The following is a 25,410-nucleotide window of genomic DNA, read 5'->3' as shown; positions in this document are numbered from 1 at the left end:
GCGTCAGCCGACTACTCGACCTCGTCGGCGGCCTCGGCTTCGTCCGCCTCGGGCGTCGCTGGCGCCCCCTCCTGCAGGAGCGGCTCCTCGCCAGCGGCAGGCATGACAGGCGTGTCGAATTCGACGATATCGTCCTCGGGCTCGTCCTGCTCGCTCTGCTTCTGCAGGCCCTGGATCAGGGCATTGCCCAGCATATCCAGGCTCACCGTCTCGTCGGCGATCTCGCGCAACGCCACGACCGGGTTCTTGTCGTTGTCGCGGTCGACGGTCAGGGACGCGCCGGAGGAGATGTCCCGGGCGCGCTGAGCGGCCTTCATCACCAGCTCAAAGCGGTTGGGGACCTTCAGAACGCAATCTTCAACTGTAACGCGCGCCATGGTATCGATTCTCCACAGATCAGTGTGCCGGGCCCCGGTCGGAACCCAGCGGCGCGGAATATATGGGCCCTCAGCCGGCTTCGCAAGCCCGAAGGTGGCCTCTGGGCGCAGCCCTTCATTCCTCTGCGGCGATCCGCTCCACCTGCTGTCCCGGCGGCAGGGAGTCCAGCATTTCAGCTGCCGTTAGCCCGCTCACCGGATGGCGCCACCGCGGCGCGACCTCGGCCAGCGGCAGCAGGACGAAGGCCCGCTCCTGCAGCCGTGGGTGCGGCAGCACCAGACCGTCCATTTCGTTGATGACTTGGTCGTCATAAACCAGAAGGTCGAGATCGAGCGTCCGGCTTTCATTCCGCTGCGAACGCATACGCCCGTATTCATCTTCGACGGCATGTAGAGCGCCCAGCAAGGCCTTGGGACTCAGTGGTGATGCGATCTCTGCGACGCCATTGACGAACCAGGGCTGGTCCGAAGCAGGGATCGGCGCGCTACGGTACCAGGACGATCGCCTCAGGACCTGAACATCATTTTGTTCCAGAGACTTAAGCGAGCACTCTAACAACTTCTGAGAGGTGTCGAATTCTGCCGTGACGAGGTTCGACCCTAGGGCGATAAGAATCATGTTTCCCGGACCCGGTCCTGCACCGATAATGCTGCTGCTCTTGCGAGCAAGACAAGAAGACTTAAATCTCTAGCATGGAAATGGCTGTTCCGTTGCAGAGTGGGAGCCAGAAGTTCAGCCTTCTCCAGTAGCGGGTTTAGTTCTGAATCGGGATTTCTGTGAGACCGGCCAGGCTGCCTAAGCGCCGGTCTTTCAAAGGGGTAGAAATGAAGTTCTATAGTCAGGAACGGGTTGCTCTTTTCATCGATGGCGCGAACCTTTACGCGACAGCCCGGGCCTTAGGATTTGATATTGATTACAAGCGCTTGTTGGATATTTTCTCCAGTCAATGCAATCTTGTCCGCGCCCTTTACTATACAGCACTCGTCGAAGACCAAGAATATTCCCCTATTCGTCCTCTGGTCGACTGGCTGGACTACAACGGCTACACGATGGTGACGAAGCCGACCAAGGAATTCACCGACGCGGCCGGCCGGCGCAAGGTCAAGGGCAACATGGACATCGAACTGGCGGTCGATGCCATGGAGATGCTCGATCACCTGGATCACATCGTGTTGTTCTCGGGAGACGGCGATTTTCGGCGCCTGGTTGAGACCATCCAGCGGCGCGGCCGACGGGTCACTGTCGTTTCGACGCTGCGCTCCCAGCCGCCGATGATCGCCGACGAACTGCGGCGCCAGGCCGATATCTTTATCGACCTCGCCGAACTGCAGTCGCAGATTGCCCGCCAGCTTCCGGGTGACCGCTCCCGCAGCGGCGAGCGCCTGCGCCAGGGCGGCTACGACGAGGACCACTACCTCGACGACGACTATTACGAGGACGAAGCCGTCTAGGCGCCCGGTCCGGTCATGCAAATCGAGCCGCCGCGCGATTGCGCGCTCTGCCCTCGCCTTGTCTCCTTTCGGGAAGCCAACCAGGCCGCCTACCCGGCGTTCCACAATGCTCCGGTACAGGCCTTTGGCCCCCTCGATGCGCGCCTGTTGATCGTCGGTCTCGCCCCCGGCCTCAAGGGGGCCAACCAGACCGGCAGACCCTTCACCGGCGACTACGCCGGCGACCTCCTCTATCAGACACTCGGAAGGTTCGGCTTTGCCCAGGGCAGCTACGGGCGCCGCGCCGACGACGGACTGCGTCTGGTCGACTGCCGGGTCACCAATGCCGTGCGCTGCGTGCCGCCGGAGAACAAGCCCACGGGGCCCGAAGCCAAGAACTGCCGCCCTTTTCTGGTGCGGGAAATCGACGCCATGAAGCGGCTGAAGGTAATCCTTTGCCTCGGGAGCCTCTCCCACGGCGCCGTCCTGACCACCCTTGGCGTCCGCAAGAGCCACTATCCTTTCCGCCACTGCGCAATTCATGAGATCGACGGCCTGACGGTCGCGGACAGCTACCACTGCTCCCGCTACAACACCAACACCGGGCGCCTCACCGAGGCCATGTTCGAGGAGGTTTTCGCCGAGGTCAAAGAGCGCTTAGCTGCGTTCCCTCAAGAGGCGTGATTTGCGGCGATCCCACTCGCGGGCCTTGATGTCCTGCCGCTTGTCGGCCTTGCGCTTGCCGCGCGCCAGGCCGACTTCCAGCTTGGCGATGCCGCGCTCGTTGAAGTAGATGGCGAGCGGAACCAGGGTGTAGCCCTCGCGCCGCACCTGCCCCACCAATTTGGCCAACTCGCGGCGGTGCACGAGCAGCTTCCGCAGCCGGCGTGGTTCGTGGTTGTTGTGGGTCGCCGCATCGTATTCGGGGATATGGGCGCCTTGCAGGTAGAGCTCCCCGCCACGCTCGGTGACATAGGCTTCCCCGATGGATGCCCGACCGCCGCGCAGCGACTTCACCTCGCTGCCCATCAGAACCAGTCCCGCTTCGAAGCGTTCCTCGATCTGATAGTCGTGGCGCGCCCGGCGGTTCTGGGCCGCGATCTGCTTCGCGCCCGCGTTCATGGTTTCGGTCTCGCTGGCTTAGTTGAGGAGCCCGGCGTGGACCATGGCCGAGCGGACTTTGGCCTGGGTTTCAGGCTGAATCCGCACCATCGGCAGTCGCACCTCATCATCGCAATGATCGAGCAGCTTGGCGGCATACTTCACCGGCGCCGGATTGGACTCGATGAAGAGCGCTTGGTGCAGCGGCATCAGCCGGTCGTTCAGCTCGGTCACGCGGTCAAGATCGCGGCTCTTCCAGGCCGCATGCAGCTCAGCGCAGAGCCGCGGCGCGACGTTCGAGGTCACGGAGATGCAGCCATGGCCGCCCTGCGCCAGAAACGGAACCACCGTCGCGTCCTCACCCGAAAGCTGGGCGAAATCGTCTCCGATCGCTGCCTTGGTTCGCGCAGGGCGGGTCAGATCCGCCGTCGCGTCCTTCACGCCCACGATGTTCGGCAACTCGGCCAGCCGTGCCATGGTCTCGACCGACATGTCGACGATGCAGCGCCCCGGAATGTTGTAGATCAGGATCGGGATTTCGACCGCATCGTGAATCGCCTTGTAGTGCTGGTAGAGCCCTTCCTGGGTCGGCTTGTTGTAGTACGGCGTCACCACCAGAGCGGCATCGGCGCCGGCCTCCTTGGCGTGCCGCGTCAGCATGATGGCCTCGTCGGTGGAGTTTGAGCCCGTCCCGGCAATCACCGGTGCTTTGCCTTTCGCGGCCTCGATGCAAAGGGCTGTTACGCGCATGTCTTCCTCGTGGGTCAACGTCGGGGATTCCCCCGTCGTCCCGCAGGAGACCAATGCACTCGTCCCTTCCTCGATCTGCCACTCTACGAAGCGCTGAAAGGCATCTTCATCCAGCTGCCCATCACGAAATGGTGTGATAAGCGCGGTGATGGAGCCCGAAAACATAGGGCCGGACATGATCAAATTCCCTAAATCGGCAAGTTTTCCGCGGCCCACGGCGGGCCCAGTGACCGGGGAACATAGCCCTTGCATCGTTTGGGAGCAAGCGGTGCTGGGGCGCGGCGGCCCTTGCGAGCGCCCTGCCCATCACATTACCCTCAGCCGACCTTCGGAAAGCGGGCGGAGTCCTCAGTGATCCTGCACATCGGCAAGAGCGTCCTGGCTGTTTCTCTCGCCTTTGTCAGCCTTCTGGCGGCTGCTGCTGCGCCCTTGCCGGCCTCGGCGGCGGCGGGGGAAAAGCTGACCGCGTCCGACCGTCAACTCTATGCCTCCGCCCTGACCCTCTTCGAGAACGGGCAGTACGACCGGGCCCTCGCTCTGGCCAGGCAGGGGAAGCACTCCCTCGCCGCCAAGATCGTCACCTGGCGGGATCTCGGGCGGCGCGATTCCGGCCGCAGCTTCGCGGAGATTTCGGCCTTCCTTGAGGCCAATCCGGGCTGGCCCGGGCTCTATGGTCTTTACCGCAATGCAGAAGAGGTGCTGCCTGACACTCTCTCCGCGGCGCAGGTCTTGGCCTGGTTCGGAGAGCGACTGCCGATTACCGGGCATGGCGCCCTGCGCCACGCCGGGGCTCTTTGGGACAACGGCCAGCGGGACCGGGCGCGGACCGCGGCGCGTCATTATTGGGTCACCATTGACTTCGACTCCCAGGAAGAAGACGCCTTCCGCAAAAGGTTCAGAGCCGTCCTGACCAAAGAGGACGAGATCGACCGGCTGGACCGCCTCCTCTGGGACCACCGCACGACGGCCGCCCGCCGGCAGGTCCAACGCGTACCGCCCGGCCCCGCGGCCCTGGCCCGTGCCCGCCTCGCCCTGATCGGCAATCGGCCCGGCGTCGACGCCCTCATCGGCCGTGTCCCCTCACATCTGAGCAACGATCCCGGCCTCACCTACGAGCGCGCCGTCTGGCGCCAGCGCCGGGGGCGCCTGGAAGGGGTGGTGGAACTGCTGGATAGCTTGCCGGCCGGCATGCCCGAGGGCCCAGCCTGGTGGCGGCTCAGGAATTGGGTCGTATGGCGCGCCCTGGACCGCAACGACTTCGATCTTGCCTACCGCATCAGCGCCCGGCACGGCCACGATGAAGGCGTCGCCTTCGCCGAGGGAGAATGGCTCGGCGGCTGGCTGGCGCTGCGATACCTCAAAAAGCCAACTGTTGCCTATGACCATTTCGTGCGTCTGCACGACGGCGTCTCATCGGACATCAGCAAATCTCGGGGCGCTTTCTGGGCCGGAGAGGCTGCCAGCGAACTGCGTCGAACGCAGGATGCTCGACAGTGGTACGAAAAGGCCGCCGCTTACTCGGCAACGTTCTATGGCCAGCTTGCCAGTCAGCGCATGGGCGTGGAACGGCAGCCTGTGCTGCAGGCCATGCCGGCCATGCCGGCGCCACGGCGCGCACTTTTCGAGACCAATGAACTCGTCGCCGCAATCCGCCTTCTCGGCGAGTTGGACCAACCGCGCCTGCAGAACCTCTTCTTTGCCCGGCTGCGCCAGGACGCCGAGGACGATTTCGATCACCGCCTCATCATCGAACTGGCCAACAGTGTTGAGCGCCAGGATCTCGCGATCCGCACGGCGAAAACTGCGCGGCGGAACGGCCATGACCTGCATCTGATGCTCTACCCCAGGCGCGCCTTGCCCGTAGGACCGGCGCCGGAGGCGGCCCTGGTGCTCGCGGTCATGCGCCAGGAAAGTGAGTTCTATCCCAAGGCACGCAGCCCGGTCGGCGCACTCGGCCTGATGCAGTTGATGCCGGCGACTGCCCGTCACACGGCGCGCGGGCTTGGCATCCCTTTCAACCGAGACCGCCTGACCAGCGATCCGGACTACAACCTTCGCCTCGGTCAGGCGTACCTCAAGGAACTTCTGGAGCAGTTCGACGGCTCCTATATCCTGGCCCTGGCTGCCTACAACGCCGGCCCGTCGCGCGCCGAGCGCTGGATCAAGGAGTATGGCGATCCGCGCGACCCGAAAGTCGATGCGGTCAACTGGATCGAGCGCATTCCCTTCAGCGAGACACGCAACTACGTCCAGCGTATTCTCGAGAGCCTGGTCGTTTACCGGGAAGGCCAGCCCAAGCACCTGCAGCGCTGGGCCCTCCAGATTCCTCCGGCCGGGTCATAAGGAAGAACAAACCAACCAACTCGGCCCCGGCGGTCGAAACAATCAACAATTCAGGGAACCCTCTCCATGCCCGCCGATCGGCTACCGCAGTTCGCCTCCGTCAAAGCTTGCGTTTTCGACGCCTATGGCACCCTCTTCGACGTTCATTCCGCTGTCCGAAACGGGGGCCAGGCATTGGGTGAAAAAGCCGACGCCGTCTCCGACATGTGGCGCCAAAAGCAGCTGGAATACACTTGGCTGCGCAGCCTGATGGCTGCACACGTGGATTTCTGGCAAGTGACATCCGACGGCCTGGACTTCGCGCTTTCGGCCTCGGGTGTGAAGGACCCCGATCTGCACGATAAGCTCATGAACCTCTACCTCTCGCTGGACGCCTACGAAGAGGTGAAGCCCACGCTTGAGGCCCTGAAGGCAAACGGACTGCAAACGGCGATCCTCTCCAACGGCAGCCCCAGGATGCTCGAGGCCGCGGTGCAATCCGCGGGCCTGGACCAATTGCTGGATGCCAACCTCTCCGTTGAGGACGTGGGGATCTACAAGCCCGATACCCGGGTCTACCAGTTGACGCTTGATCGTTTGGGCGTGAAGAAGCAGGAAGTATGCTTTCTCTCCAGCAATGGATGGGATGCGAAGGGAGCTGCCCATTTCGGCTTCAACGTCGCCTGGATCAACCGCTTCAACCGTGAGGAGGAGCGCCTGCCCGGTGACTTGGCGACGGTCATTCACCGTCTCGACGAACTGCCGCCCCTGCTTGGAATTGCCTGATAACGAAAGAACCTGGCCCCTGCCATGACACAGATGATCCAGCCGTCCGATACCGCCGCGCTTGGCCCCCTTCCCTGCTTCGACGACGTGAAGGCCGCCGCCGCGCGGCTGCAAGGGCTGGCCGTTCGAACCCCGCTCATCGAATCTCCGGCGCTGAACGACGTTGTCGGCGGCCGTGTCCTGATGAAGGCGGAGACCCTGCAGCGCACAGGGTCCTTCAAGTTCCGCGGCGCATTTAACCGGATCAGCCAGATCACCGAGCAGGACAGGGCCGGCGGCGTTGTCGCCTATTCCTCCGGCAACCATGCCCAGGGCGTGGCGGCGGCGGCGGCACTGCTGGGGCTGCCGGCAGTCATCGTGATGCCGTCCGACGCCCCGGCGATCAAGGTCGACAACACCCGAGGCTATGGCGCCGAAGTGGTGTTCTACGACCGCTACAAAGAGTCCCGGGAAGAGATTGGATCGGCGATCGCCGCAGAACGCAAAGCGACGCTGGTAAGACCCTATGACGATCCCGGCGTCATTGCCGGGCAAGGCACCTGCGGCTTGGAAATATTCGAAGACGCCAGCGCCCGGCGGGTGACGCTGGACAGCCTGCTTGTCTGTTGCGGCGGCGGCGGGCTCACCGCCGGCTGCGCGCTGGCCCTTGAGGCGCTGTCACCGGACACCCGCCTCTTTGCCGTGGAACCGGAGGGCTACGACGATACGCGGCTTTCCTTCGAGGCGGGACATCCGGTTCCTCACGGCAAAGCCGCTCCGTCCATCTGCGATGCTTTGCTGTCGCCGATGCCGGGGAACATCACCTTCGCGGTCAACCAGTCCAGAGTCAGCGGTGGCTTGGCCGTCACCGATGCCGAGGTCAAAGCCGCGATGCGATATGCTTTCCGTACACTGAAGCTGGTGGTCGAACCTGGTGGCGCCGTGTGCCTGGCCGCCGTGCTGGCAGGCAAAATCGACGTCGCCGACCGGGTGACGGGGATCACCCTCTCCGGCGGCAACGTCGATGCCGAACTCTACCGCGCCGTCCTCGCCGAGGAAGGCTAGAGCAAATTCCTAGCCAGCTACCGGCTTTGCGGCGGCGGCTGATCCGGTGGAACCGCCGGAGGCACCGGAGCCACTCGATGTCGGGGCGGTGCTGGCGCTCGCCGGGGTGGAGGTCCGACCCGCGCCTTCCAGGCGCTTGATGTTGCCCTCGATGAAGGCACCGGCTTCGATCGCCAGGCTGTCGTGGATGATGTCGCCGATCACCCGGGCGGTCTTCGCCATGACCACCGACTTCGCCTTCACCGCGCCATCGATGGTGCCATGAATTCGGACCGTCTCGCAGCTGATGTGCCCCTTCACGTGGGCGCCTTCACCCACCGTCAGGGTCGCGCTGTCGATATCGCCCTCGACGTTGCCGTCGACCTGGATGTCACCATCGCTCTTCAGGTTGCCGGTAATCTTGAGGTCGGCGCTGATGATCGAGGGCACCCCGCTCTGAGCGGTGCTTCGCTTAGGCTCCGAAGAGGTCGAAGTCGTCGGCTCGGGAGTGCTCGTGCTGTCTTTAGTCTTTGAAAACATGCTTACCTGCCGTGAGGAACTTCTTGGGGTTTAATGGAACGCCCTTGTAGCGCACTTCATAATGCAAATGTGGACCGGTGCTGCGGCCGGAAGAGCCAACCAGCCCGATCTTCTCACGATTAGCAACCTGCTGCCCCTTTTTGACAAGAATCTTTTTTAGGTGCGCATAGCGGGTGCGCACCCCGTGCCCATGATCGATCTCGATCATGCGGCCATAAGGGCCTCTCCAGCCGGCAAAGACCACTTTTCCGGGGGCCGTCACGTAGACCGGCGACTTCATGGGCGCCTTGAAATCGAGGCCGTGGTGCGCTGCATCGCGACCGTTGATTGGGTCGGTCCGGGAGCCGAAACCGCTGCTCAGCTGGTACTGCTCCAGCGGCACGCTGAGCGGCAAGGTGCGCATGACACGCTGCAGTGCCGACCAGCGGCTGAGCCTCAGGTCCAGCAGGGACAGGGCAATTTCCAGCTCCGCATCGCCATCGAAGTCACCGGTATAATCGCCGGCGACGAAAGGGCCACCCTGGGAGCTGCTGACGTCGCCGATAGACGCCAGAAGCTCATCCAGCTTCAAGCCGGTCATGGCGACAGTGCGTTCCATCGTATCGACGCTGAATTCGGTGCGCTCGCGCAGCCTCTGCACAATGTCGTGCTGCGCCTGACGCATATCCACCATTCTTTGGCGCAGCTCGGCGACCACGGTGCGCAGGTCCTCGCGGTCGTCTTGTAGGCTATCCCCGCGGTGAACGGCATTGCCGAGGGAATCCTGCAGGCCCGCGACCTGCCGCTCCAGCCCGTCACGCCGCTTGCCCGCCTCGACCAGCTGGCTCCCCAAAAGGGTGATTTCGCCCTTCAGATTATCCTGGACCGATTGCGCGGCGGCCAGCTGCTCGCGGGACTCGGCGATGTCGGCGCGCAGATCGGCTACCGTGAGGGTGAGCTGGCGCTTTTCTTCGCTCACCTTGGCCAAGGCGTCCTGGACCTCCTCGAGGCGCTGCCCCAGCATCTCCCTGGCTTCCGCCACCTGGTCCTTCTCGGCCTCGGTGTCCGTCAGGACCTCGCGCATCGTTGACACCTGGGTGCGGAGCTCAAGGTTGCGGTCGACGATCTCATGCAGGTCGTTCTCGAAGCGCTGAAGCTTCTCACGCAGGCCGCCGCTGGCGACCGTGACCCGGTTTTCCTCGGTCCTGCTGTCCTTGAGGCGCCGTTCGATGGCGGCGATATCGGCTTCCGCTTCGGCGCCGTTCTCCAGCATGGAAAGCAGAAAGGCCTGATTGCTCTCCAGGTTCTGGGTGATCTGCGCGAACTGCTCGTGATACTCCGAGACTTCCTGCAGGAGCTCGAAGTAGGCGAGCTTGTGCTCTTCGATCTTCTGGTTCTTGCCGGCGATCACCAGGTTCTGAACCACGAGGGCCCCGCTGGCGATGACCGACCAGCTCAGCAGGGTCACGACGGCGAGGGCAACCAGCTTCTGAGTGCGGACAGGCAGCCGAATGACCGTCACACGGTCATTCGCGCGCAGTATCATCTCGCGCGGTACAAAGACCCGATCCAGAAGGTCAGCGACCCTGGCCTTCACGCCCATCCACATGTCGTGGCACGTCCTCCCTGTCGCGCAAATGAAGCGGCAATTCGCCGAGGCTGGCCATGGCGAGTGCGCGTCTTCCACGCATTCGGCGCATTCGCCACTTCATTTCCCAAACAACTTCAGGGCGATAGCGAATTGCGCCGGTCGGTGCCTTTGTGAGTTTCCCCCAGCCCTGCCCTTGAAAAGGGCAGAACCCTTGATTGAGACCGCTTGGTTAAGACGCCGCTAACGTATCCGCACCGCATTCCTGAAGCAAGTATGAAGGCCGATTCCTAAGACATCATGAACCGGCAACGAAACTGCTGTGTCATCAAGAGGTAACAGCATTAACCTCCCGTTAACGCGGCAGCGCCGAACGGCGGCATCGGCCCTAGTATCGGAAATATTTGGATGATTCGCCCAACCGCGACGCAGGCGTCACGGAGAAGATGGCGGACAGGGAGGGATTCGAACCCTCGATGCGGCTTTTAACCACATACTCCCTTAGCAGGGGAGCGCCTTCAGCCACTCGGCCACCTGTCCTCGCCGGGAAAAGCGCAGGTTTCGTAACGTTTTGACTCGGGGTCGCGCAAGCCCAAAGTGAAGTCGTCCGACCAAAAAAGCGGAACAGCGCGACAACTGTGGCACAAAGCTGACACAGTTTTGTTCCCTTTTTATTCTCTTTTCTCCGTCATCCACACCAGTTGCCGCGCTTGTCGTCCGGTCGCCTGATCTGCCCGTCAGAGATCAAGACGCCGCTCAAGAATTTGCCGTCGCCAACCACGCAGTTGTCTTGGATGGGGACACACATCGACAGCCAACAGCCTGTGAGCCCTCAGGGCTCTATCAGCCTCCAGGCGGCAGAAGCCGCGTTAATGAGGGCAGCCAGACTGCTTCAGGAGTTTGTGGTTCCTTCGAGCTCAGTTGCGAAATGGCATCGGAACCGCCGCTGCCGATGCCACACAGCCGAGGCCTCGACGCTTCTTCGAGGTAGCCGAAGATGGCGTCAAACGGTCTCGTTACGGCTAACCTGGTGCCTCTGCCAAAATCTCCAAGAGGACCTTGGCCGCAGTGACAGGTTGGTAGTCAAGCCGCATCGCCAGACAGGTCTCGATCTCAGCGAAGGGATCGGGCAACACCTCGATCTGCAGACTGGTCCCTGTCCGATGCTGGCAGACCGCACGCTCCGGGGCGACGGCAAAACCCATCCCGGCCTCGACACAGCCCAGAATGCCGTCGAATGAGCCCATCTCCACCACTTCGGTGTCGCTGCGCCCCGCCTGCCTCAGCCAGGTCTCGGCGGTCGCGCGGTAGCTGCAGCCCTGTGTGAAGGCAAAGAGCGGCCCTTCAAGCCGGCCGGGGGCGGATGAGACCACGACCAGGCGCTCGCGAAACGCCGGGACGCTGGTGAAGCGGTCGGCATCGACTGGCCCGGCAACGAAGGCCGCGTCGACCTTGCGCTCCCACAGGAGCCCCAGCAGGCGGGCCGTCGGGCCGGTCTGCAGGGATATCGGCGCCTTCGGGCACCGCGCCTTCAGTGCCTTCAGCACGGCGGGCAGGCGCGCGGCCGCGGTGGTCTCCATCGCCCCCAGCCGCAGCGGCGCGGCACCGCCGGCGGCGTCCAGCAGGTCGCGCTCGACGGCCTCGAACTGGGCAAGCAGCGTCACCGCCCGCTCATAGGCGCTCTGACCGAAGGCGGTCAGCCGCGCCCCGCCCCTGCCGCGCTCGAACAGGGCTTGCCCGAAGTGGCTCTCCAGCCGGCGGATCCGGGTCGTGATGTTGGACTGGACACAGTTCATGACCTCGGCAGCGGCCGAGAAGCTGCCGTGGTCGGCCACGCATACCATGGTACGGAGGAGCAAGACATCCATACATCTAAAATATCGATATTAATTTCCTGAAACAATCATTTCTCTTGTCTACTTCCTGATGCGATCCTCGGTCCATGAAACAGAAACTGACGACCCGCTTCACCGAGCGCTTCGGGCTCGACCATCCCATCGCCCTCGCCCCCATGGACAAGGTGGCGGGCGGGCGTCTGGCCGCGGCCGTCTCGGCCGCCGGCGGCCTCGGCCTTATCGGCGGTGGCTATGGCGAAGCTGCCTGGCTCGACCGGGCGATCTCCCAAGCCGGCAACCAGCGCGTCGGCGTCGGCTTCATCACCTGGAGCGTGGCCCGGCAGCCCGAACTGATCGAAGCGGCTCTGGCGCGCGCGCCGGCCGGCTTGATGGTCTCCTTCGGTGATGCCGAGGAGATGATCTCAGCGGCCAAGGCCGCCGACGTGCCGACCCTGTGGCAGGTCCAACGGCTGAATCAGGCCGAACAGGCCCTCAAGGCCGGCGTCGACGTCCTGGTGGTCCAGGGTCAGGAGGCCGGGGGGCACGGAATGGACCGCGGCCTCACCGCCCTCCTCCCGGCGGTCCGGGACCGGGCGGGCCCGGAACAGATCATCCTCGCCGCCGGCGGCATCGCCGACGGGCGCGGCCTCGCCGCCTCACTTATGCTTGGCGCCGACGGCGTCCTGATGGGCACCCGCTTCTGGGCCAGCACGGAGGCGGAGGGCTCGGCCGCCGCGAAAGCCGCCCTCGTCGCCAGCGGCGGCGACGAAACGGTGCGCTCCAAGGTCTTCGACGTCGCCCGCGGCGTTGACTGGCCCTGGCACTTCACCGGCCGCATCGTCGCCAACGATTTCCTCAAGCGCTGGCATGGGAACATCGATGCGCTAAAGCAGGAATCGGCGGCGCAGCAGGCAATCTACGAAGCCTCCGACCCCGACGATTTCTCCACCCGCGTGCTCATCGCCGGAGAAGCGCTAGACCTGATCGCGAGCATCGAGACAGCGCGCGATATCGTCGAGACGACCGTCTCGGAGGCCCATGCGCTGCTCTGCGAGAGCAGCCGCTACCTGGCCAGTTGAAGGCTGCTCCTCTCCTTTCTCAAAGGCAGTATTTCGGTGAGGGTGCATTGCACCTGGCAATGGCAAGAACGCCGCAGCGAAGAACGCCCTCGCCGCCTGCCGCCTGAAGATAGGCACGCCCGGCCGAGCGAGGGTCCCTAACCGACCAACGGGCTCCCTGGATTGAAAGATGGGATGTTGACGGCCTCCCAAGGGCGCACTCGGTCCCGCGCCCGGCGGGGCGCTCCTGCGGGTGCGCCGGGAACCTTGTCCGGCCGGCCGCCGCTTTCCGCTCCGTCTGCGACGGTGCTCCTGGCAGGCTCCTTTTCAATTATCCGTCGGCCGAGCGTCCTTCACACGGACGCCCAGCGCTCTTCGACAGGATCCAGGCCGCTCGGCCTCCAGCAAGTTGTCTGATTACACTACCGACGCTTGCTTTGCCCCCGCTAGGCAGTTGAGTTATCAGCAAGAGAAGCACCATCTTTACGTGTGCAAATACCAGGTTTCGCGCTGATTTTTGCGCGTGGGCACTATACCTGGGGTTCCATAAACTATTTATTAAGAGCTTCTTTCTACCATAGGTTTTAGTGAGACGGATCGCTGATCATGCTCTTCCTGGGTCGCGCCACCCCCGGCCGGCAGTGAGGTGGGAATCACCACCGAAGCTGATTGTGAACGGGTCGGGTCAGCCCTGGAGACAGAATTCGCCGCCACGAAAACCGACCCGGGGGCAGTTGTCCTTTAATGCAGAATTCAGGGGCCCGCTACCTGACAGCGGGAATTGTCGCGACGGTTTGCGCCCTGGCGACATTGAAACTGTTCGGAGTTGCCGAAGCGGCGACCTGTGCGGCCGCGATCGAACGGGCCGCGGCCAAAGCCGGCACACCCCACAGCATCCTCCAGGCTATCGGTACCGTCGAATCTTCCGGCCATCCCTGGGCCGTCAATGACGCCGGCCGCAGTTACGTCTTCAACAGCCGCGCCGAGGCCTTCGCCTTTTTGCAAGAGCGCATCGAGCAAGGCCGGCGCAACCTCGACATCGGGTGTCTGCAGGTCAACTGGCGCTGGCACGGCGACCAGCTCGGCAGTCCCGAGGCTGCACTGGATCCCGTCTCAAACGCCCTCTACGCGGCCTCCTATCTGCGCTCTCTCTACGACGCCCTTGGATCCTGGTCGGCAGCCGTCGGCGCCTACCACTCACGCAGCCCCGATCGCGCCGAGGGCTACCGTTGCCGCGTCGCGAAGGTGTTGCGGCCGGAGCTCTCGATAGTGAACTGCCAGTAGCTAAGGAGCTTTCCAATGAACCAAAAGCTTAGGGCCCTGCCCTCCGCGCGGGGCAAGGCATCCACGCCGGGCCGTGTTGCTCCGCTTCGCTTTCGCGCCCGCACTACCCCTTACGCGGAGCCTCCTTGCCCCTTGCACACCCGCTGCTCGCCGCGAGGCAGGGTTACAGCAGCAGCTTCACCCCAGCTCTGATTAACTACCAAACTAGGAGAATTACGATGATCAACAACGTTACCCTTCTTGGCCGTCTTGGTGCTGATGCGGAAATCCGTGAGACCAAGGGTGGCGAGCCCGTTGCCAACTTCCGTGTCGCTACCTCAGAGGTCTGGCTGGACAAGGAGTCCGGCGAGTGGAAAGAACGGGTCGAGTGGCACCAGATTGCCGCCTTCGGTAAGGGCCTTGTGGCTCTCGTGGAAAAGCACGGCACGAAGGGCAATCTGATCTTCCTGCAGGGCCAGCTTCGCACCCGCTCATACGAAAAGGACGGTCAGAAGCACTACTCCACCGAGGTCATCCTTGGCCGCGACGCCGTGGTTCGCTTCCCCGAACGGAAGATGATCGAACAAGGCAGCGAAGAGGAAGCCGCCTAGGCCTGATTGGGGCACCGCTGAGGCGGTGCCCCCTTTTCCTTTGGATCTATTTGGCCGGCATGACGCCGGCATTCATGAGAGCGTCTGTTAGAGTCCCATGTCCAAGCATCGCACCTCCCTTCGCCAGCTGCGCCCTGATCACGAGGAAGCAGCTTCATGGTCGGAGCTGACCCGGAAACTCGAACGCGCGCAGGCCTTTGCCGCCTGCCGGGAAGGCTTCCGGGCCTGGGCCCGTGCCGGTTTTCCCGGCGAGGACCCCTTCTCGATCTTTCGCGAAGCCGCCGCGGCTTCCCAGAATGTGACCGGCGAGGAGCTCAATCTCACACCTAAAGGAAAGCGGCGTGGTGTGTGACCTCTCATTCGCCGGGAACACAAACCAGCGCAGGGACTGAACCTGCGACCCCATGCTTAGAGGGCCCATGTAAACGGCGGTTTTCTGCGACATTTCAGAACACTGCGGTGCGGGAAGATGCGCAGAAATGCTGGGCGTGCCGCCAGGGAGTCTGAAAGGAAAAATGCCGCTCATCCGCCACGACCCCTCGCGCGGAGGGACTGCGGCCTGGTGATGCCGGCTCACGCTGGGGCGCCCCGGTCCCGCCTACGCTCGTACCTCGCTTCACTCCTGCGGGCCCGCCGGAACCCCCGCTCCGCCTCGTCGCCGCTTCCCGCCGCGTGAGGGCGCGGCTCCTGGCCGGCTCCCTTCTCTGGTTGGCTAAACTCTATCGATGGAGCGCGGTAGCTGGAGGCAGCCACGCCGGTCTTTCAGGGCCAAGGGCGAAGGGAGATTCCGACCCCCCGTCCCTCAATTGACCGAGCCCCGTGTCTTCGCCTGCGGCTGCGGGCCGCACCACCCCGGCAGATTGCCTTTGCCCCCTTCCCCTGCGCAGTTCGCCACGAGGCAGGGGTTGATGCGCGGCATCGACTTCACTGCTGTTGGCTGCATGCCCCCAAACCACCGATCCCGACACTCACTCACGGTGCTCGCTTGACTGCGATTGCAATCAAACAGGCCTGATAATCGGGGCAGACCGGACAAACGCGGCCGGCACGCTCACTTCTGCGAAGCGCCAGGAGCTGTCGTTCAGAGGGGTACACACCGGAAGCCCGCCCAGCTCTGTCGCTCAGCAACAAGTTGCTGAAACGGCGATCTGGCTAAACGGAACAATAGCGTTCTTGGATCGCCTTATCCGCGAGAAGTGCGGCCGCCGGTGCCTCGTGCACGATAACGCCGTGATCCATGACGTAGGCTCGATCAGAGATTGACAGCGCTCGCTCAACGTTCTGTTCAACCAGCAAGATCGTCGTGCCTTCCTGCTTCATGCGGGCGAAAAGCTCGAACATTTCGTCGACCAGCACCGGCATGATGCCTTCCGAGGGCTCGTCCAGCATCACCATACGCGGGCTGGATGCCGTGGCACGGGCAATAGCCAGCATCTGCTGCTCGCCGCCCGAGAGCGTCTCCGCGACCTGGTCGAGGCGTTCCTTGAGACGAGGAAAGGTCTCCGCAATGCGGTCGATGACCTCCGCCTCCTTCCGCTTCAGCGGTGAGGATACAAGGCCGAGACGCAGGTTCTCGCGCACCGTCAGGCCCGGCACGATCCGGCGGTCCTCCGGTACGTAGCCGAGTCCCAGGCTGTAGCGAGCGTGCGCCTGGCGGGCAAGCAGCCCCGTCTGGCCGTCGAAGGCGACCTCGCCGCGGCACTTCTTCACCAGGCCCATGATACTGCGCAGGGTGGTGGTTTTGCCCGCGCCGTTGCGGCCGATGATGGAGACGATCTCGCCGGCCTGCGCCCCCAGGCTGACACCCTGCAGAACGTGACTATGGTCGTACCAGGCATGGAGGTCGTCGACCTTAAGCATCTGCGCCGGCATCAGCGGTCCCCCTGGCCCAGGTAGACCCGGCGCACCTCGTCGTTGGCGCGCACCTCCTCCGGCGTGCCTTCGGCCAGCAGTTCACCGTGATGCAGCACGATGAGGCGGTTGGAGATACCCATCACCAGCTTCATCTTGTGCTCCACCAGGACTACCGTGCGCTCCGCGGCGAGGCTGGTGATGAGGTCCATCATCGCCGTGGTCTCCTCCGGGCTCATGCCCGCGGTCGGCTCATCGAGCAGCAGCAGCGCCGGATCGCAGGCCAAGGCCAGGGCGATTTCCAGCGCGCGCTGCTCGCCGTGCGCCAAGTTCATGGCGAGGCGGTGATGGTGCTGGTCGAGCCCGACCATCTGCAGCAGGCTGGCGGCCCGCTCGGTCATCTCGGCGAAGCGGCCGCGCGGCGTCCAGACGTTGAAGCGCTGGCTCATGCACTGGATGGCGAAGCGCACGTTCTCCAGCGCCGTCAGCTGCGGAAAGACGTTGGTAATCTGGAACGATTTGGCGATGCCGAGCCGCGCGAAGCGGTGCTGCGGAGTTCGGGTGATGTCACGGCCGCGGAAATAGATACGGCCCTCGCTCGGCGGAAATGCGCCGGAGATGAGATTGAAGAAAGTGCTCTTGCCGGCGCCGTTGGGGCCAATGATGGCGGTGAGCTCGCCCGCGGGAAAAGCGACGGAGACGTCCTTCAACGCCGTAAAGCCGCCGAAGCGCATGCCGAGGCTCTCAGCTCTCATGATCGGCTCTGCGCTGGTCGTCACGTCATTCATGCCCATTCCCTAGCGCGACAGCCAGTGCAGCAGGGTTCCCCATATTCCGCGCGGGAAGAACAGGATGAAGAACACGAAGAGCGCGCCGACGAAGAGCTGCCAGTGCACCGTGACCAGGGTGATCACGTCCTCCAGCATGAGGAAGGTCAGCGCACCGACGAAGGGCCCGAAGAAGGTGCCCATGCCGCCGAGCAGCGCCATCATCACTGCCAGGCCGGAGGTGTGGTAGTGCAGCGACTCGATTGGCACGATAGTCAGGTGAATAGCGTTCAGCGCTCCGGCCAGCCCGCAGAATAGTCCGGAAATGACGAAAGCGAGCCACTTGGACATCGCCACGTCGGTGCCGCAGGCGCGTGCCCGGCTCTCGTTCTCGCGCAGCGCCTCCAGCACCGCGCCGAAGGGCGAGGCGAGGAGGCGCGAGAACAGCCAAACCGCGAGCGCGACGAAGGCGAAGACGAAGTAATACTTAGTCAGTGGGTCGATCAGCGTGAGCTCAAGGCCGGGAATATTGAGGTCGTAGACGTCGACGCCTCGCAGGCCATTCTCGCCGCCCGAGAGATCCTCCATCTGGTACACCAGGTAATAAACGCACTGTGACAGCGCGAGGGTGACCATGGCGAAATAGATGCCACGGGTCCGGATCGCCAGCCCGCCGATAACAGCCGCGCCGAGACCAGCGGCGACGATGCCGATGCCGATGGCCGGCAGCCAGGGCACGCCGTAGTGGACGATGGCGATGCCGGTGGCATAGCTGCCCAGGCCGAAGAAGGCGGCGTGACCGAAGGACAACACGCCCATGTAGCCGAAAACCATGTTGAAGCCGAGGGCGTAGAGGCCGTAGATCAGGATGTTCACCGCCAAGGCCTCGTAAGGCAGCAGGAAGGGGAAGATCAGCAGGAAGCCAAGCACCGCCGCCACCCGGTGGCGTGCCATGAGCGAGACCAGCCCAGCCAGGCGCCGGCCGGAGACGGTAAGCCGCTCTTGCGGATTGGCGAGGCTCATCCCATTAGCCCTTTCTTGCCGAAAAGGCCCTGTGGACGCACCAGCAGCACCAGCGCCATCAGCGCAAACATCGACACCTCGGCCATCGCGGGCGCGAAGAGCGAGGTCATGCTGACCACCACGCCAACCAGCAGGCCGGCCACCACGGCACCGGCCAGGGAGCCCATGCCGCCGACTACGGTGACCACGAAGGCCTCCACCAGCACCGTCGTGCCCATGTCGGGAAAAACGCTGCGCATGGGGGCAGAGAGCACCCCGGCCAAACCCGCCACGCCGGTGCCGAGGGCGAAGACCACCAGCCAGACGCGCGAGATGTCGATGCCGAGGACCCGCACGATCTCGCCGTCGCGCGCGCCGGCGCGAATGACCAGGCCGTAGGAGGTCTTTTCCAGGAACAGCCAGAGAGCCAGCACCAGAACGGCGGTGGCAGCGATGACGAAGAGGCGGTAGGCCGGGAAGTAGCCGACACCGATGTCGACCGCGCCCATCAGCGAGTCGGGCGCGTCGAAGGGCATTCCCTCGGCGCCGAAGAGGATGCGCACCACCTCGACAAGCACGTAGGCGAGACCAAAGGTCAGCATGAGGGGATAGTCGATGCCGCGGCCGTAGAGCGGCCGCACCAGCCAGCGTTCCACCACCAGCCCCACCGCTCCGACGGCCAGCGGAACCACGGCCAGCGTCAGCCAGAAATTGCCCAAGTAGCCGATGAAGAAGACACCCGCGTAGGCGCCCAGCATGTAGAAGGCGCCGTGGGCGAAGTTCACCACGGTCAGCAGGCCGAAAATCAGCGACAGGCCGACCGCGAGCAGCACGAACACGGAGCCCAAGGCGAGCCCCGTGAACAGCTGCAGGGCCAGCAACTCAATCGGATAGCCGCCTATCACCGTTCGCTTCTCTTGTCAGCCGATCGCATGTCAGATGTCCAGTGGACGCAGGCCCCCGCCGCGCACCTCACGGCGGGGGTGCTGCCTACGGTGGTCAGGCCTCGTGACCCAATTCCGCGCAGGAGCGCAGTATGTCCTCCGAGGCGGGGTCGGTGTGGACAATGTCGAAGACGTCGTACTCGTTCGCCATCTCCGATTCCGACTTCGACTTCACGATGAAGACCGACTGCACCGACTGGTGGTCACACTTCCGATAGTACTGGGTACCCTTGTACTTGTCATACTTCAGCGCCTCCAGCGCGGTGATCACCGCGTCGGTATCGGTGGTACCGGCCTTCTTCACGCCGTCCAGCAGGGCGCCGACACCGGCATAGCCGTAGGCGCCGTAGTCGGACGGCGGTGCGCCGTCGTTCTCCGCACGGTAGGCGTCGTTAAAGGCCTTGGCGCTGGGCACCGAGCTTTCCAGGGTCCAGTGATAGTTCGCACCGCCGATCACGCCCTCGTAGGCGGCGGCCCCGCCGGCGCGGCGCTGATTATACAGCAAGGCCGGGGCCAGGATCTGCATCTGTTGCTTCATGCCGAAGCCGGTCGCCTGCTTCAGCGAGTTCATCTGGTCGTAGCCGAAGTTGCAGAGGCAGAGCACGTCCGGCCGCGCCGCCATGATCTGCGGCAGGAAAGTCGAGAAGTCCTTGCTCGCCAGCGGATGGGTCACCTCGGCGACCACCTCGATGCCGTGCGCTTCGCCGGCCCGCTTGAAGCCGCGCACCATCTCGTGGCCGTAGGCGTAGTCGGCGATCAAAAAGGCGACACGCTTGCCGAACTGGGGGAAGGCGTAGCGGCCCACGGCACCCGCCGTCATATGCGGGTTCATTGCCTCGTGGAAGGTATACTTGGAGAAGTCCTTCGCCTCGTTGATGGCGTCCGACTGGGAGATGGACACGTAGATGATACCGCGCGCTTTGGTTACCGCGTTCACCGACAGCTGCACGGAGGCGGACAGTGAGCCGCAGACGTAGTGAACCTTGTCCTTCTCGATCAACTCCAGCGTGCGGGTTGCCGCCTCGCCGGGCTTCAGCTTGTCGTCGCGCACCAACAGTTCGGCCATGCGTCCGTTGAGGCCGCCGGCGGCGTTGAACTGGTCCACCGCGATCTGGGCGCAGCGTGCCTGCTCCTGCGCCTCGGAACCATAGGGCCCGGTCAGCGGCACCGGAAAGCCGATGCGGATGTTGTGGTCGGCCGCCCTGGCGATATTGAACAGAGCCGGGCCGGCCGCGACCGCTGCCGCGCCGGCGGCCGTCGTCTTGAGGACCGAACGCCGGCTGAACCTTTGCGCCGTCTTGCCCAACTTGCTCTTCACGTCGTCACCCATTTCTCGTCTCCTTGGACTGATTTCGCTCCCGGGGCCGGACTTGCTTCAGGGGTCGCTTCTTGCGTCTTGCCCAGCCTTTCTTTGTTCAGGTCTTTTCTTCCTTCAAATCTTGCCGAGTGCCCGCAAAATCTTGTCGGGCGTGAACGGCATATGCGCCAAGCGCGCCCCGAAGGGCTGCAGGGCGTCGTTCAGGGCGTTCATCACGGCGCCCGGCGCGCCGGCGGTGCCGGCCTCGCCCACGCCCTTGGCGCCGAGCTCGCTGGTCTCGGTCGGCGTGGTCACATGCTCGACCACGATGTCCGGCATCTCACCCGCCATCGGCAGCAGGTAGTCGGCCAGCGAGCCGTTGATGAGCTGGCCGTCCGGCGAATAGAGGCATTCCTCGTAGAGCGCCGCGCCGAGCCCCTGGACCACGCCGCCACGCGTCTGCTCGGCCACCAGAAGGGGATTGATCACCGTGCCGCAGTCCTCCACCACCCAGTAGTTCAATAGCTTCAGCAGGCCGGTCTCCACGTCGACCTCGACATGACAGGCATGGGCCGCGTTGGTGAAGGCGAAAGGATAGCTGCGCGAGGTGTAGTGCTTGGTGGCGACCAATTCCGGCTGCAGGCCTTCGGGCAGGGTGTCACCGCGGAAGTAGACCAGCCGGCCCAGCTCGGCCAGCGGCAGGCGCTCCGCGCCGCTGTCGGAGTCGACGATGATGCCGTCGCGGATGTCCAGGCTGTCGGGCGTGCTCTGCAGGATGGCGCCGGCCACCGCCAGGATATTGCGCCGCAACTCCTTACCCGCCTGCAGGGCCGCTTCGCCGCCGATGCCGGCGCCGCGCGAGGCCCAGGTGCCGCCGCCATAGGGCACCACGTCGGTATCGCCGGTGATGACCCGCACGTGGCGCGGATCGACGCCGACGGCAGTGGCCGCGATCTGCGCGATGATCGCCTCGGTGCCCTGGCCCTGCTCGGTGACACCGGTGGCGCAGGTGATGCCGCCGGTTGGGTCGAGGCGGATGGTGCAGCCGTCCTGCGAGGCGATGCGCGCGCCGCCGACGCCGTAGAAGGCCGGGCTGGGGTTGGTTACCTCGATCAGACTGGCGAAGCCGATGCCGCGATGGACACCGCGCCCGCGGGCCTCCTGCTGCGCGTGGCGCAGGCCGTCGTAGTCCATGACCTGCAACAGTTTGTCCAGGCTCTGGCGGTGGGACTGGCGCTCGTAGATCGCGCCCGACGGCGAGGTGTAGGGATAGGCATCGTCGGCAATGAAACTGCGCCGCCGCACCTCTGCGGGGTCCATTCCGAGGGCCGCCGCGCCCTTGTCGATCAGCGCCTCACCCACCGCGATGGCGATCGGATGGCCAACGCCGCGGTATTGGCACATGACGCCCTTGTTCTGGAAGACGGCGCGGGCGCGGACCCGGTAGTTGCGGTGCTTGTAGGGGCCGCCGGTCAGGTTGGCGACCTGGTTCAGCTCGATGCCGCTGCTGCGCGGGTAGACCGAGTAGGGACCGATGCCGGTCACGTCGTCCATGTCGATGGCGGTCACCTCGCCCTCGGCGTTGAACGCCATCCGGGCGGTCACCCGGTGATCGCGGGCATGGATGTCGGTCACGAAGGATTCGATCCGGTCGGCAACGAACTTTACCGGGCGGCCGAGCATGACGGAGAGCGCGCCGGCGGTCATCTCGTCGGAATAGGTGTGGATCTTGATGCCGAAGGAGCCGCCCACGTCCTTGCAGATCACCCGCACCCGGTCCTCGTCCAGGTCGAGGTGCTTGGCGTAGAGGTTTTTCGACATGTGCGGGCACTGCACCGACATGTAGAGCGTCAGCGTCTCTTCCGCCGGGTTGTAGTCGCAGATGATCGAGCGCGGCTCCAGCGTCACGCCGGTATGGCGATTGAAGTGGAAGGTCTCCTCGACCACCACTGCGGCCTCGGCGAAGGCGCCGTCCACGTCGCCGGCGTCGATGCGGCGCTCGAAGCAGAGATTGTCGCCCAGTTCCGGATGGATTACCGGCGTTTCGGGGTCCAGCGCCGTCTCCATGTCGGCGACCGCGGGCAGTTCCCTGTAGTCGATCTCCACCAGATCGACGGCATCTTCGGCGATAGCCCGGCTGGTGGCGACCACCGCCACCACCGGCTCGCCCTGGAAGAAGGCCTTGCCATTGGCCAGAGGCCACTGGGGCGCCGACTTGATGCCCTTCAGATGGTCCAGCACGCCGACCCAGGGCGAGCAGTAGTCCTTCAGGTCATCCATGGTGGCCACGCGCAGGACGCCCGGCAGCGCCGCGGCGGCGGAGGTCTCTATGGAGACGATTTCGGCATGGGCATAGGGACTGCGGCAGAATGCCAGGTGAACCATGCGCGGCAGCACGATGTCGTCGACGTAAGTGCCGCGCCCCTGGGCGAGGCGCGCGGCGTTGGGCCGCGGCACACTGCGGCCGATGTAGGAGTTCGGCCGGTCCAGCACCGACATGGAGGGACGGTCGTTCATTGTCCCTGCCCTCCCCGCTTGCGCACCCGATCCAGGGCGGTGGCCTCCACAGCGTCGACGATGGACTGGTAGCCGGTGCAGCGGCAGTAGTTTCCGGAGAGATGATCGCGAATCTCCTCGCGGCTCGGCGCGGGGTCGCGCTCCAGCAGTTCGGCCGCGCTCATCAGCATACCGGGTGTGCAGAAGCCGCACTGCAGGGCGTTACGGGCGACGAACTCGTCCTGCAGGTCCTTCAAAGTGCCGCTGTCGGTTACCCCTTCGATGGTCTCGACCGAGGCACCTTCGCATTGCACCGCGAGGGTCAGGCAGCCGCGCGCCATGACGCCATTAAGACGCAGGGTGCAGGCGCCGCAGACGCCGTGCTCGCAGCCGACATGGGTGCCCTTCAGGCCGAGCTCGTCGCGCAGGAAGTCGGCCAGGGTCAGGCGCGGCTCCACCGCCCGGCTGACGGGCTCGCCGTTGACGGTCAGGGTGAGGAGGACCGGCTTTGTCATGGCTCAGCCTTCCGCGCCGGCGAAGGCCGCGAGCGCGCGCCGCGTCAGCACCTTCATGAGATGCAGCTTGGCCGCGCCCGAGGTGGTGAGGTCTTCCTGGGGTGCGAAGTCCGTGTCCAGGGCCGCGCAGACCGTCTCTGGATCCAGGCTGTCCGCCGCCTTGCCCTCCGCCTGCGCCATCACGCCCTTGGCCAGATAAGGCATGTCCGAGACCGCGAAGAACGCGAGCCGCAGATTGGAGAGGATGCCGCCGGACCATCCGGCGCAGGCCGCCAGTCCCGCCATGGCATAATCGCCGCGGCGGCGGACCACTTCATCGAAGAAGGTCACGGCACCGTCGCCGGCCAGGGGGATGTCCACCGAGACCAGCACTTCGTTGGGCTCCAGCGCCGTGGCGTAGGTGCCCACGAAGAAGTCCTCGGCGGCGACCGCGCGCGCGCCAGCCGAACTGCTCAGGTTGAAGACCGCCTGCAGCGCCAGCGCGCAGGCCGGCAGCTCGGAGGCCGGATCGGCATTGCACAGCGAACCGCCAAAGGTGCCGCGGTTGCGGATCGCCGGATGGGCAATGAAGGGAATAGCACGGGCGATGAGCGGGGCGTGGCGCGCCACCAGCTCCGAGGCCGCGACTTCGCTGTAGCGGCTCATGGCGCCGATACGCAGGCTGTCTCCGGCAAGAGCGATACCGTGCAGGTCTTCCACGGCGTTCACGTCGACCACGACTTCGGGGGCCGCCAGGCGCAGGTTGAGGGCCGGCACCAGACTTTGGCCACCGGCGAGGACCTTGGCCTCGTCGCCGTGGCTGTCGAGAACAGCGAAGACATCCTGCAGGGATGCCGCCCTGACGTATTCGAATGCGCGGGGTTTCAAGCGCATCCTCCCCTGTCGACTGGGCATCCTCGATGGGATGCCTCTTTATTTATCGTTTGATCATTTGTTATCTATCGGTTGATAATTACGCTGTCAACTCTTATTACCCTTCGCGTCGGCGCAGCGCGGCCCGCGCGGTGTGTTGCATCACGGCGGCGACGCTCTAGGCTGGCCCCGGCGACCACGAGCCGGCATCGGGGCCAAGAGGTGAAAGGCACAAGGCAAGGTGAGCGAATTGCTTGACGGCCCGAAGACCAAGGCCGCTAAAACCGGGACGGCATCCGCGCCCAAGGCAGCGAAAAAGAAGCGGATGGACCCCGATGCACGCGAGGCGCACATCGTCGCCGAGGCGGTGCGCTTCTTTGCCGAGCACGGCTTTGAGGGCAAGACCCGCGACCTCGCCAAGCGCATCGGCATCACACAGCCCCTGCTCTACCGCTACTTTCCCAGCAAGGAGAGCCTGATCGAGCGCGTCTACGAGGAGGTCTACGTCCGCCGCTGGAACCCCGCGTGGGAGAGCCTGATCACCGACCGGGAAATACCGCTTACCGACCGCCTCTGCCGCTTCTATCGGGAATACTCACGCGCCGTGTACGATTACGTCTGGGTACGGATGTTCGTCTATTCCGGCCTTAAGGGCGTGGACATCAACGACCGCTATCTGCGCGGTATCAAGGACAAGGTGCTGCGCCCGGTCTGCGCAGAACTGCGCCACGACCAGGGGCTGCCCTCCCCCGAGGAGATCCCCATCGGCGAGCAGGAGTTGGAACTTGCCTGGAGCCTGCACGGCAGCTTCTTCTATCGCGCGATACGCCGCTACATCTATAATCTGACATCGACCGCCGACAGCGACATGGCCATCGATAACGAGGTCAAAGTATTTCTCGCCGGCGTCGGCCCGGTGCATCGGCAGCTGGTAGAGAAGCAGGCCGAACAAGCCCAATAATGTTGCGCCTCGGCATTCGCGGAACATATGGCCGGTTTGCAGGGCTGCACTGAACCTCGGA

At 64.4% G+C, this 25,410-nt stretch carries 25 protein-coding genes and 1 tRNA gene; 10 read left to right on the top strand and 16 right to left on the bottom strand.

Features of this window, described 5'->3' with window-relative positions; genetic code table 11:
• Positions 1–11: 11 nt before the first annotated feature.
• Both rpoZ and folK read right to left on the bottom strand, forming a co-directional pair.
• Positions 12–377 (bottom strand): DNA-directed RNA polymerase subunit omega, encoded by a 366-nt coding sequence (gene rpoZ / locus H7X47_RS23350; protein WP_193371185.1) that lies wholly within the window; start codon positions 375–377, stop codon positions 12–14.
• A gap of 115 nt (positions 378–492) precedes the next feature.
• On the bottom strand, positions 493–996 hold the full coding sequence (gene folK / locus H7X47_RS23345; RefSeq protein ID WP_193371184.1) for a 2-amino-4-hydroxy-6-hydroxymethyldihydropteridine diphosphokinase: 504 nt from the start codon (positions 994–996) through the stop codon (positions 493–495).
• Between the two features lie 206 nt (positions 997–1,202).
• Here folK and H7X47_RS23340 point away from each other — a divergent pair, with 206 nt between their 5' ends.
• Both H7X47_RS23340 and H7X47_RS23335 read left to right on the top strand, forming a co-directional pair.
• The gene (locus tag H7X47_RS23340; protein WP_193371183.1) at positions 1,203–1,829 is read left to right on the top strand and encodes a LabA-like NYN domain-containing protein; all 627 of its coding nucleotides are present in this window, start codon (positions 1,203–1,205) and stop codon (positions 1,827–1,829) included.
• A gap of 15 nt (positions 1,830–1,844) precedes the next feature.
• Positions 1,845–2,492, top strand: coding sequence for a uracil-DNA glycosylase (locus tag H7X47_RS23335; RefSeq protein ID WP_193371182.1), 648 nt, complete (start codon positions 1,845–1,847; stop codon positions 2,490–2,492).
• Here H7X47_RS23335 and smpB read toward each other — a convergent pair.
• Together smpB and dapA are read right to left on the bottom strand one after the other, a co-directional pair.
• Positions 2,466–2,930, bottom strand: a complete 465-nt coding sequence (gene smpB, locus H7X47_RS23330; RefSeq protein WP_193371181.1) for an SsrA-binding protein SmpB — start codon at positions 2,928–2,930, stop codon at positions 2,466–2,468. The two genes, H7X47_RS23335 and smpB, sit on opposite strands and share 27 nt — an antisense overlap.
• 18 nt (positions 2,931–2,948) lie before the next feature.
• Complete coding sequence (dapA, locus tag H7X47_RS23325) at positions 2,949–3,824, bottom strand: 4-hydroxy-tetrahydrodipicolinate synthase (protein WP_193371298.1); 876 nt, start codon at positions 3,822–3,824, stop codon at positions 2,949–2,951.
• Positions 3,825–4,010: 186 nt separating this feature from the next.
• On the opposite strand from dapA, the gene H7X47_RS23320 reads away from it, so the two are divergent.
• The 3 genes from H7X47_RS23320 (at position 4,011) to H7X47_RS23310 (ending at position 7,811) form a co-directional block, all read left to right on the top strand.
• The gene (locus H7X47_RS23320; RefSeq protein ID WP_193371180.1) at positions 4,011–6,002 is read left to right on the top strand and encodes a lytic transglycosylase domain-containing protein; all 1,992 of its coding nucleotides are present in this window, start codon (positions 4,011–4,013) and stop codon (positions 6,000–6,002) included.
• A 66-nt stretch (positions 6,003–6,068) separates the two neighbouring features.
• Complete coding sequence (locus H7X47_RS23315) at positions 6,069–6,767, top strand: haloacid dehalogenase type II (RefSeq protein WP_193371179.1); 699 nt, start codon at positions 6,069–6,071, stop codon at positions 6,765–6,767.
• Positions 6,768–6,791: 24 nt separating this feature from the next.
• The gene (locus H7X47_RS23310; RefSeq protein ID WP_227010740.1) at positions 6,792–7,811 is read left to right on the top strand and encodes a threonine/serine dehydratase family protein; all 1,020 of its coding nucleotides are present in this window, start codon (positions 6,792–6,794) and stop codon (positions 7,809–7,811) included.
• 9 nt (positions 7,812–7,820) lie between these two features.
• Here H7X47_RS23310 and H7X47_RS23305 read toward each other — a convergent pair whose 3' ends face one another.
• The 4 genes from H7X47_RS23305 to H7X47_RS23290 all read right to left on the bottom strand — a co-directional run bounded on the left by H7X47_RS23305 (position 7,821) and on the right by H7X47_RS23290 (position 11,765).
• On the bottom strand, positions 7,821–8,240 hold the full coding sequence (locus H7X47_RS23305) for a bactofilin family protein (protein WP_193371178.1): 420 nt from the start codon (positions 8,238–8,240) through the stop codon (positions 7,821–7,823).
• A 73-nt stretch (positions 8,241–8,313) separates the two neighbouring features.
• Positions 8,314–9,918, bottom strand: a complete 1,605-nt coding sequence (locus tag H7X47_RS23300; RefSeq protein WP_227010738.1) for a M23 family metallopeptidase — start codon at positions 9,916–9,918, stop codon at positions 8,314–8,316.
• A gap of 426 nt (positions 9,919–10,344) precedes the next feature.
• Positions 10,345–10,437, bottom strand: a tRNA-Ser gene (locus H7X47_RS23295).
• Between the two features lie 482 nt (positions 10,438–10,919).
• The gene (locus H7X47_RS23290; RefSeq protein ID WP_193371177.1) at positions 10,920–11,765 is read right to left on the bottom strand and encodes a LysR family transcriptional regulator; all 846 of its coding nucleotides are present in this window, start codon (positions 11,763–11,765) and stop codon (positions 10,920–10,922) included.
• Positions 11,766–11,839: 74 nt separating this feature from the next.
• Between H7X47_RS23290 and H7X47_RS23285 the strand changes: the two genes are divergently transcribed.
• The 4 genes from H7X47_RS23285 to H7X47_RS23270 all read left to right on the top strand — a co-directional run bounded on the left by H7X47_RS23285 (position 11,840) and on the right by H7X47_RS23270 (position 15,016).
• Positions 11,840–12,811, top strand: a complete 972-nt coding sequence (locus H7X47_RS23285) for an NAD(P)H-dependent flavin oxidoreductase (protein ID WP_193371176.1) — start codon at positions 11,840–11,842, stop codon at positions 12,809–12,811.
• A 723-nt stretch (positions 12,812–13,534) separates the two neighbouring features.
• Positions 13,535–14,074 (top strand): transglycosylase SLT domain-containing protein, encoded by a 540-nt coding sequence (locus H7X47_RS23280; RefSeq protein ID WP_193371175.1) that lies wholly within the window; start codon positions 13,535–13,537, stop codon positions 14,072–14,074.
• 218 nt (positions 14,075–14,292) lie between these two features.
• Complete coding sequence (locus H7X47_RS23275; RefSeq protein WP_193371174.1) at positions 14,293–14,664, top strand: single-stranded DNA-binding protein; 372 nt, start codon at positions 14,293–14,295, stop codon at positions 14,662–14,664.
• A gap of 97 nt (positions 14,665–14,761) precedes the next feature.
• Positions 14,762–15,016: a hypothetical protein gene (locus H7X47_RS23270; RefSeq protein WP_193371173.1), complete on the top strand. Its 255-nt coding sequence runs from the start codon at positions 14,762–14,764 to the stop codon at positions 15,014–15,016.
• An 800-nt stretch (positions 15,017–15,816) separates the two neighbouring features.
• Here the strand turns inward: H7X47_RS23270 and H7X47_RS23265 are convergent.
• The 8 genes from H7X47_RS23265 to H7X47_RS23230 all read right to left on the bottom strand — a co-directional run bounded on the left by H7X47_RS23265 (position 15,817) and on the right by H7X47_RS23230 (position 24,403).
• Complete coding sequence (locus tag H7X47_RS23265; RefSeq protein ID WP_322096532.1) at positions 15,817–16,536, bottom strand: ABC transporter ATP-binding protein; 720 nt, start codon at positions 16,534–16,536, stop codon at positions 15,817–15,819.
• Positions 16,536–17,303 (bottom strand): ABC transporter ATP-binding protein, encoded by a 768-nt coding sequence (locus H7X47_RS23260; RefSeq protein ID WP_193371172.1) that lies wholly within the window; start codon positions 17,301–17,303, stop codon positions 16,536–16,538. The genes H7X47_RS23265 and H7X47_RS23260 overlap by 1 nt, the downstream gene beginning before the upstream one ends.
• A 9-nt stretch (positions 17,304–17,312) precedes the next feature.
• Complete coding sequence (locus H7X47_RS23255; protein ID WP_193371171.1) at positions 17,313–18,305, bottom strand: branched-chain amino acid ABC transporter permease; 993 nt, start codon at positions 18,303–18,305, stop codon at positions 17,313–17,315.
• Positions 18,302–19,189: a branched-chain amino acid ABC transporter permease gene (locus tag H7X47_RS23250; protein WP_319633669.1), complete on the bottom strand. Its 888-nt coding sequence runs from the start codon at positions 19,187–19,189 to the stop codon at positions 18,302–18,304. The genes H7X47_RS23255 and H7X47_RS23250 overlap by 4 nt, the downstream gene beginning before the upstream one ends.
• Before the next feature lie 94 nt (positions 19,190–19,283).
• Entirely contained in the window at positions 19,284–20,558 is a 1,275-nt protein-coding gene (locus H7X47_RS23245; protein WP_193371170.1) for an ABC transporter substrate-binding protein, read from the bottom strand.
• Between the two features lie 102 nt (positions 20,559–20,660).
• Positions 20,661–23,042 carry a xanthine dehydrogenase family protein molybdopterin-binding subunit gene (locus H7X47_RS23240; RefSeq protein WP_227010737.1) on the bottom strand — a complete coding sequence of 794 codons (2,382 nt, stop codon included), beginning with the start codon at positions 23,040–23,042 and terminating at the stop codon, positions 20,661–20,663.
• The gene (locus tag H7X47_RS23235; RefSeq protein WP_193371169.1) at positions 23,039–23,536 is read right to left on the bottom strand and encodes a (2Fe-2S)-binding protein; all 498 of its coding nucleotides are present in this window, start codon (positions 23,534–23,536) and stop codon (positions 23,039–23,041) included. The genes H7X47_RS23240 and H7X47_RS23235 overlap by 4 nt, the downstream gene beginning before the upstream one ends.
• 3 nt (positions 23,537–23,539) lie before the next feature.
• Positions 23,540–24,403 carry an FAD binding domain-containing protein gene (locus tag H7X47_RS23230; protein WP_193371168.1) on the bottom strand — a complete coding sequence of 288 codons (864 nt, stop codon included), beginning with the start codon at positions 24,401–24,403 and terminating at the stop codon, positions 23,540–23,542.
• A 310-nt stretch (positions 24,404–24,713) separates the two neighbouring features.
• On the opposite strand from H7X47_RS23230, the gene H7X47_RS23225 reads away from it, so the two are divergent.
• On the top strand, positions 24,714–25,349 hold the full coding sequence (locus tag H7X47_RS23225; protein WP_193371167.1) for a TetR/AcrR family transcriptional regulator: 636 nt from the start codon (positions 24,714–24,716) through the stop codon (positions 25,347–25,349).
• Positions 25,350–25,410: the final 61 nt, after the last annotated feature.

This window comes from Pelagibius marinus (genome assembly GCF_014925385.1).
GTDB lineage: Bacteria > Pseudomonadota > Alphaproteobacteria > Kiloniellales > Kiloniellaceae > Pelagibius > Pelagibius marinus.
Note: the sequence above shows the minus strand (reverse complement) of the source record. Positions and strands in the feature narration are given on the sequence as shown.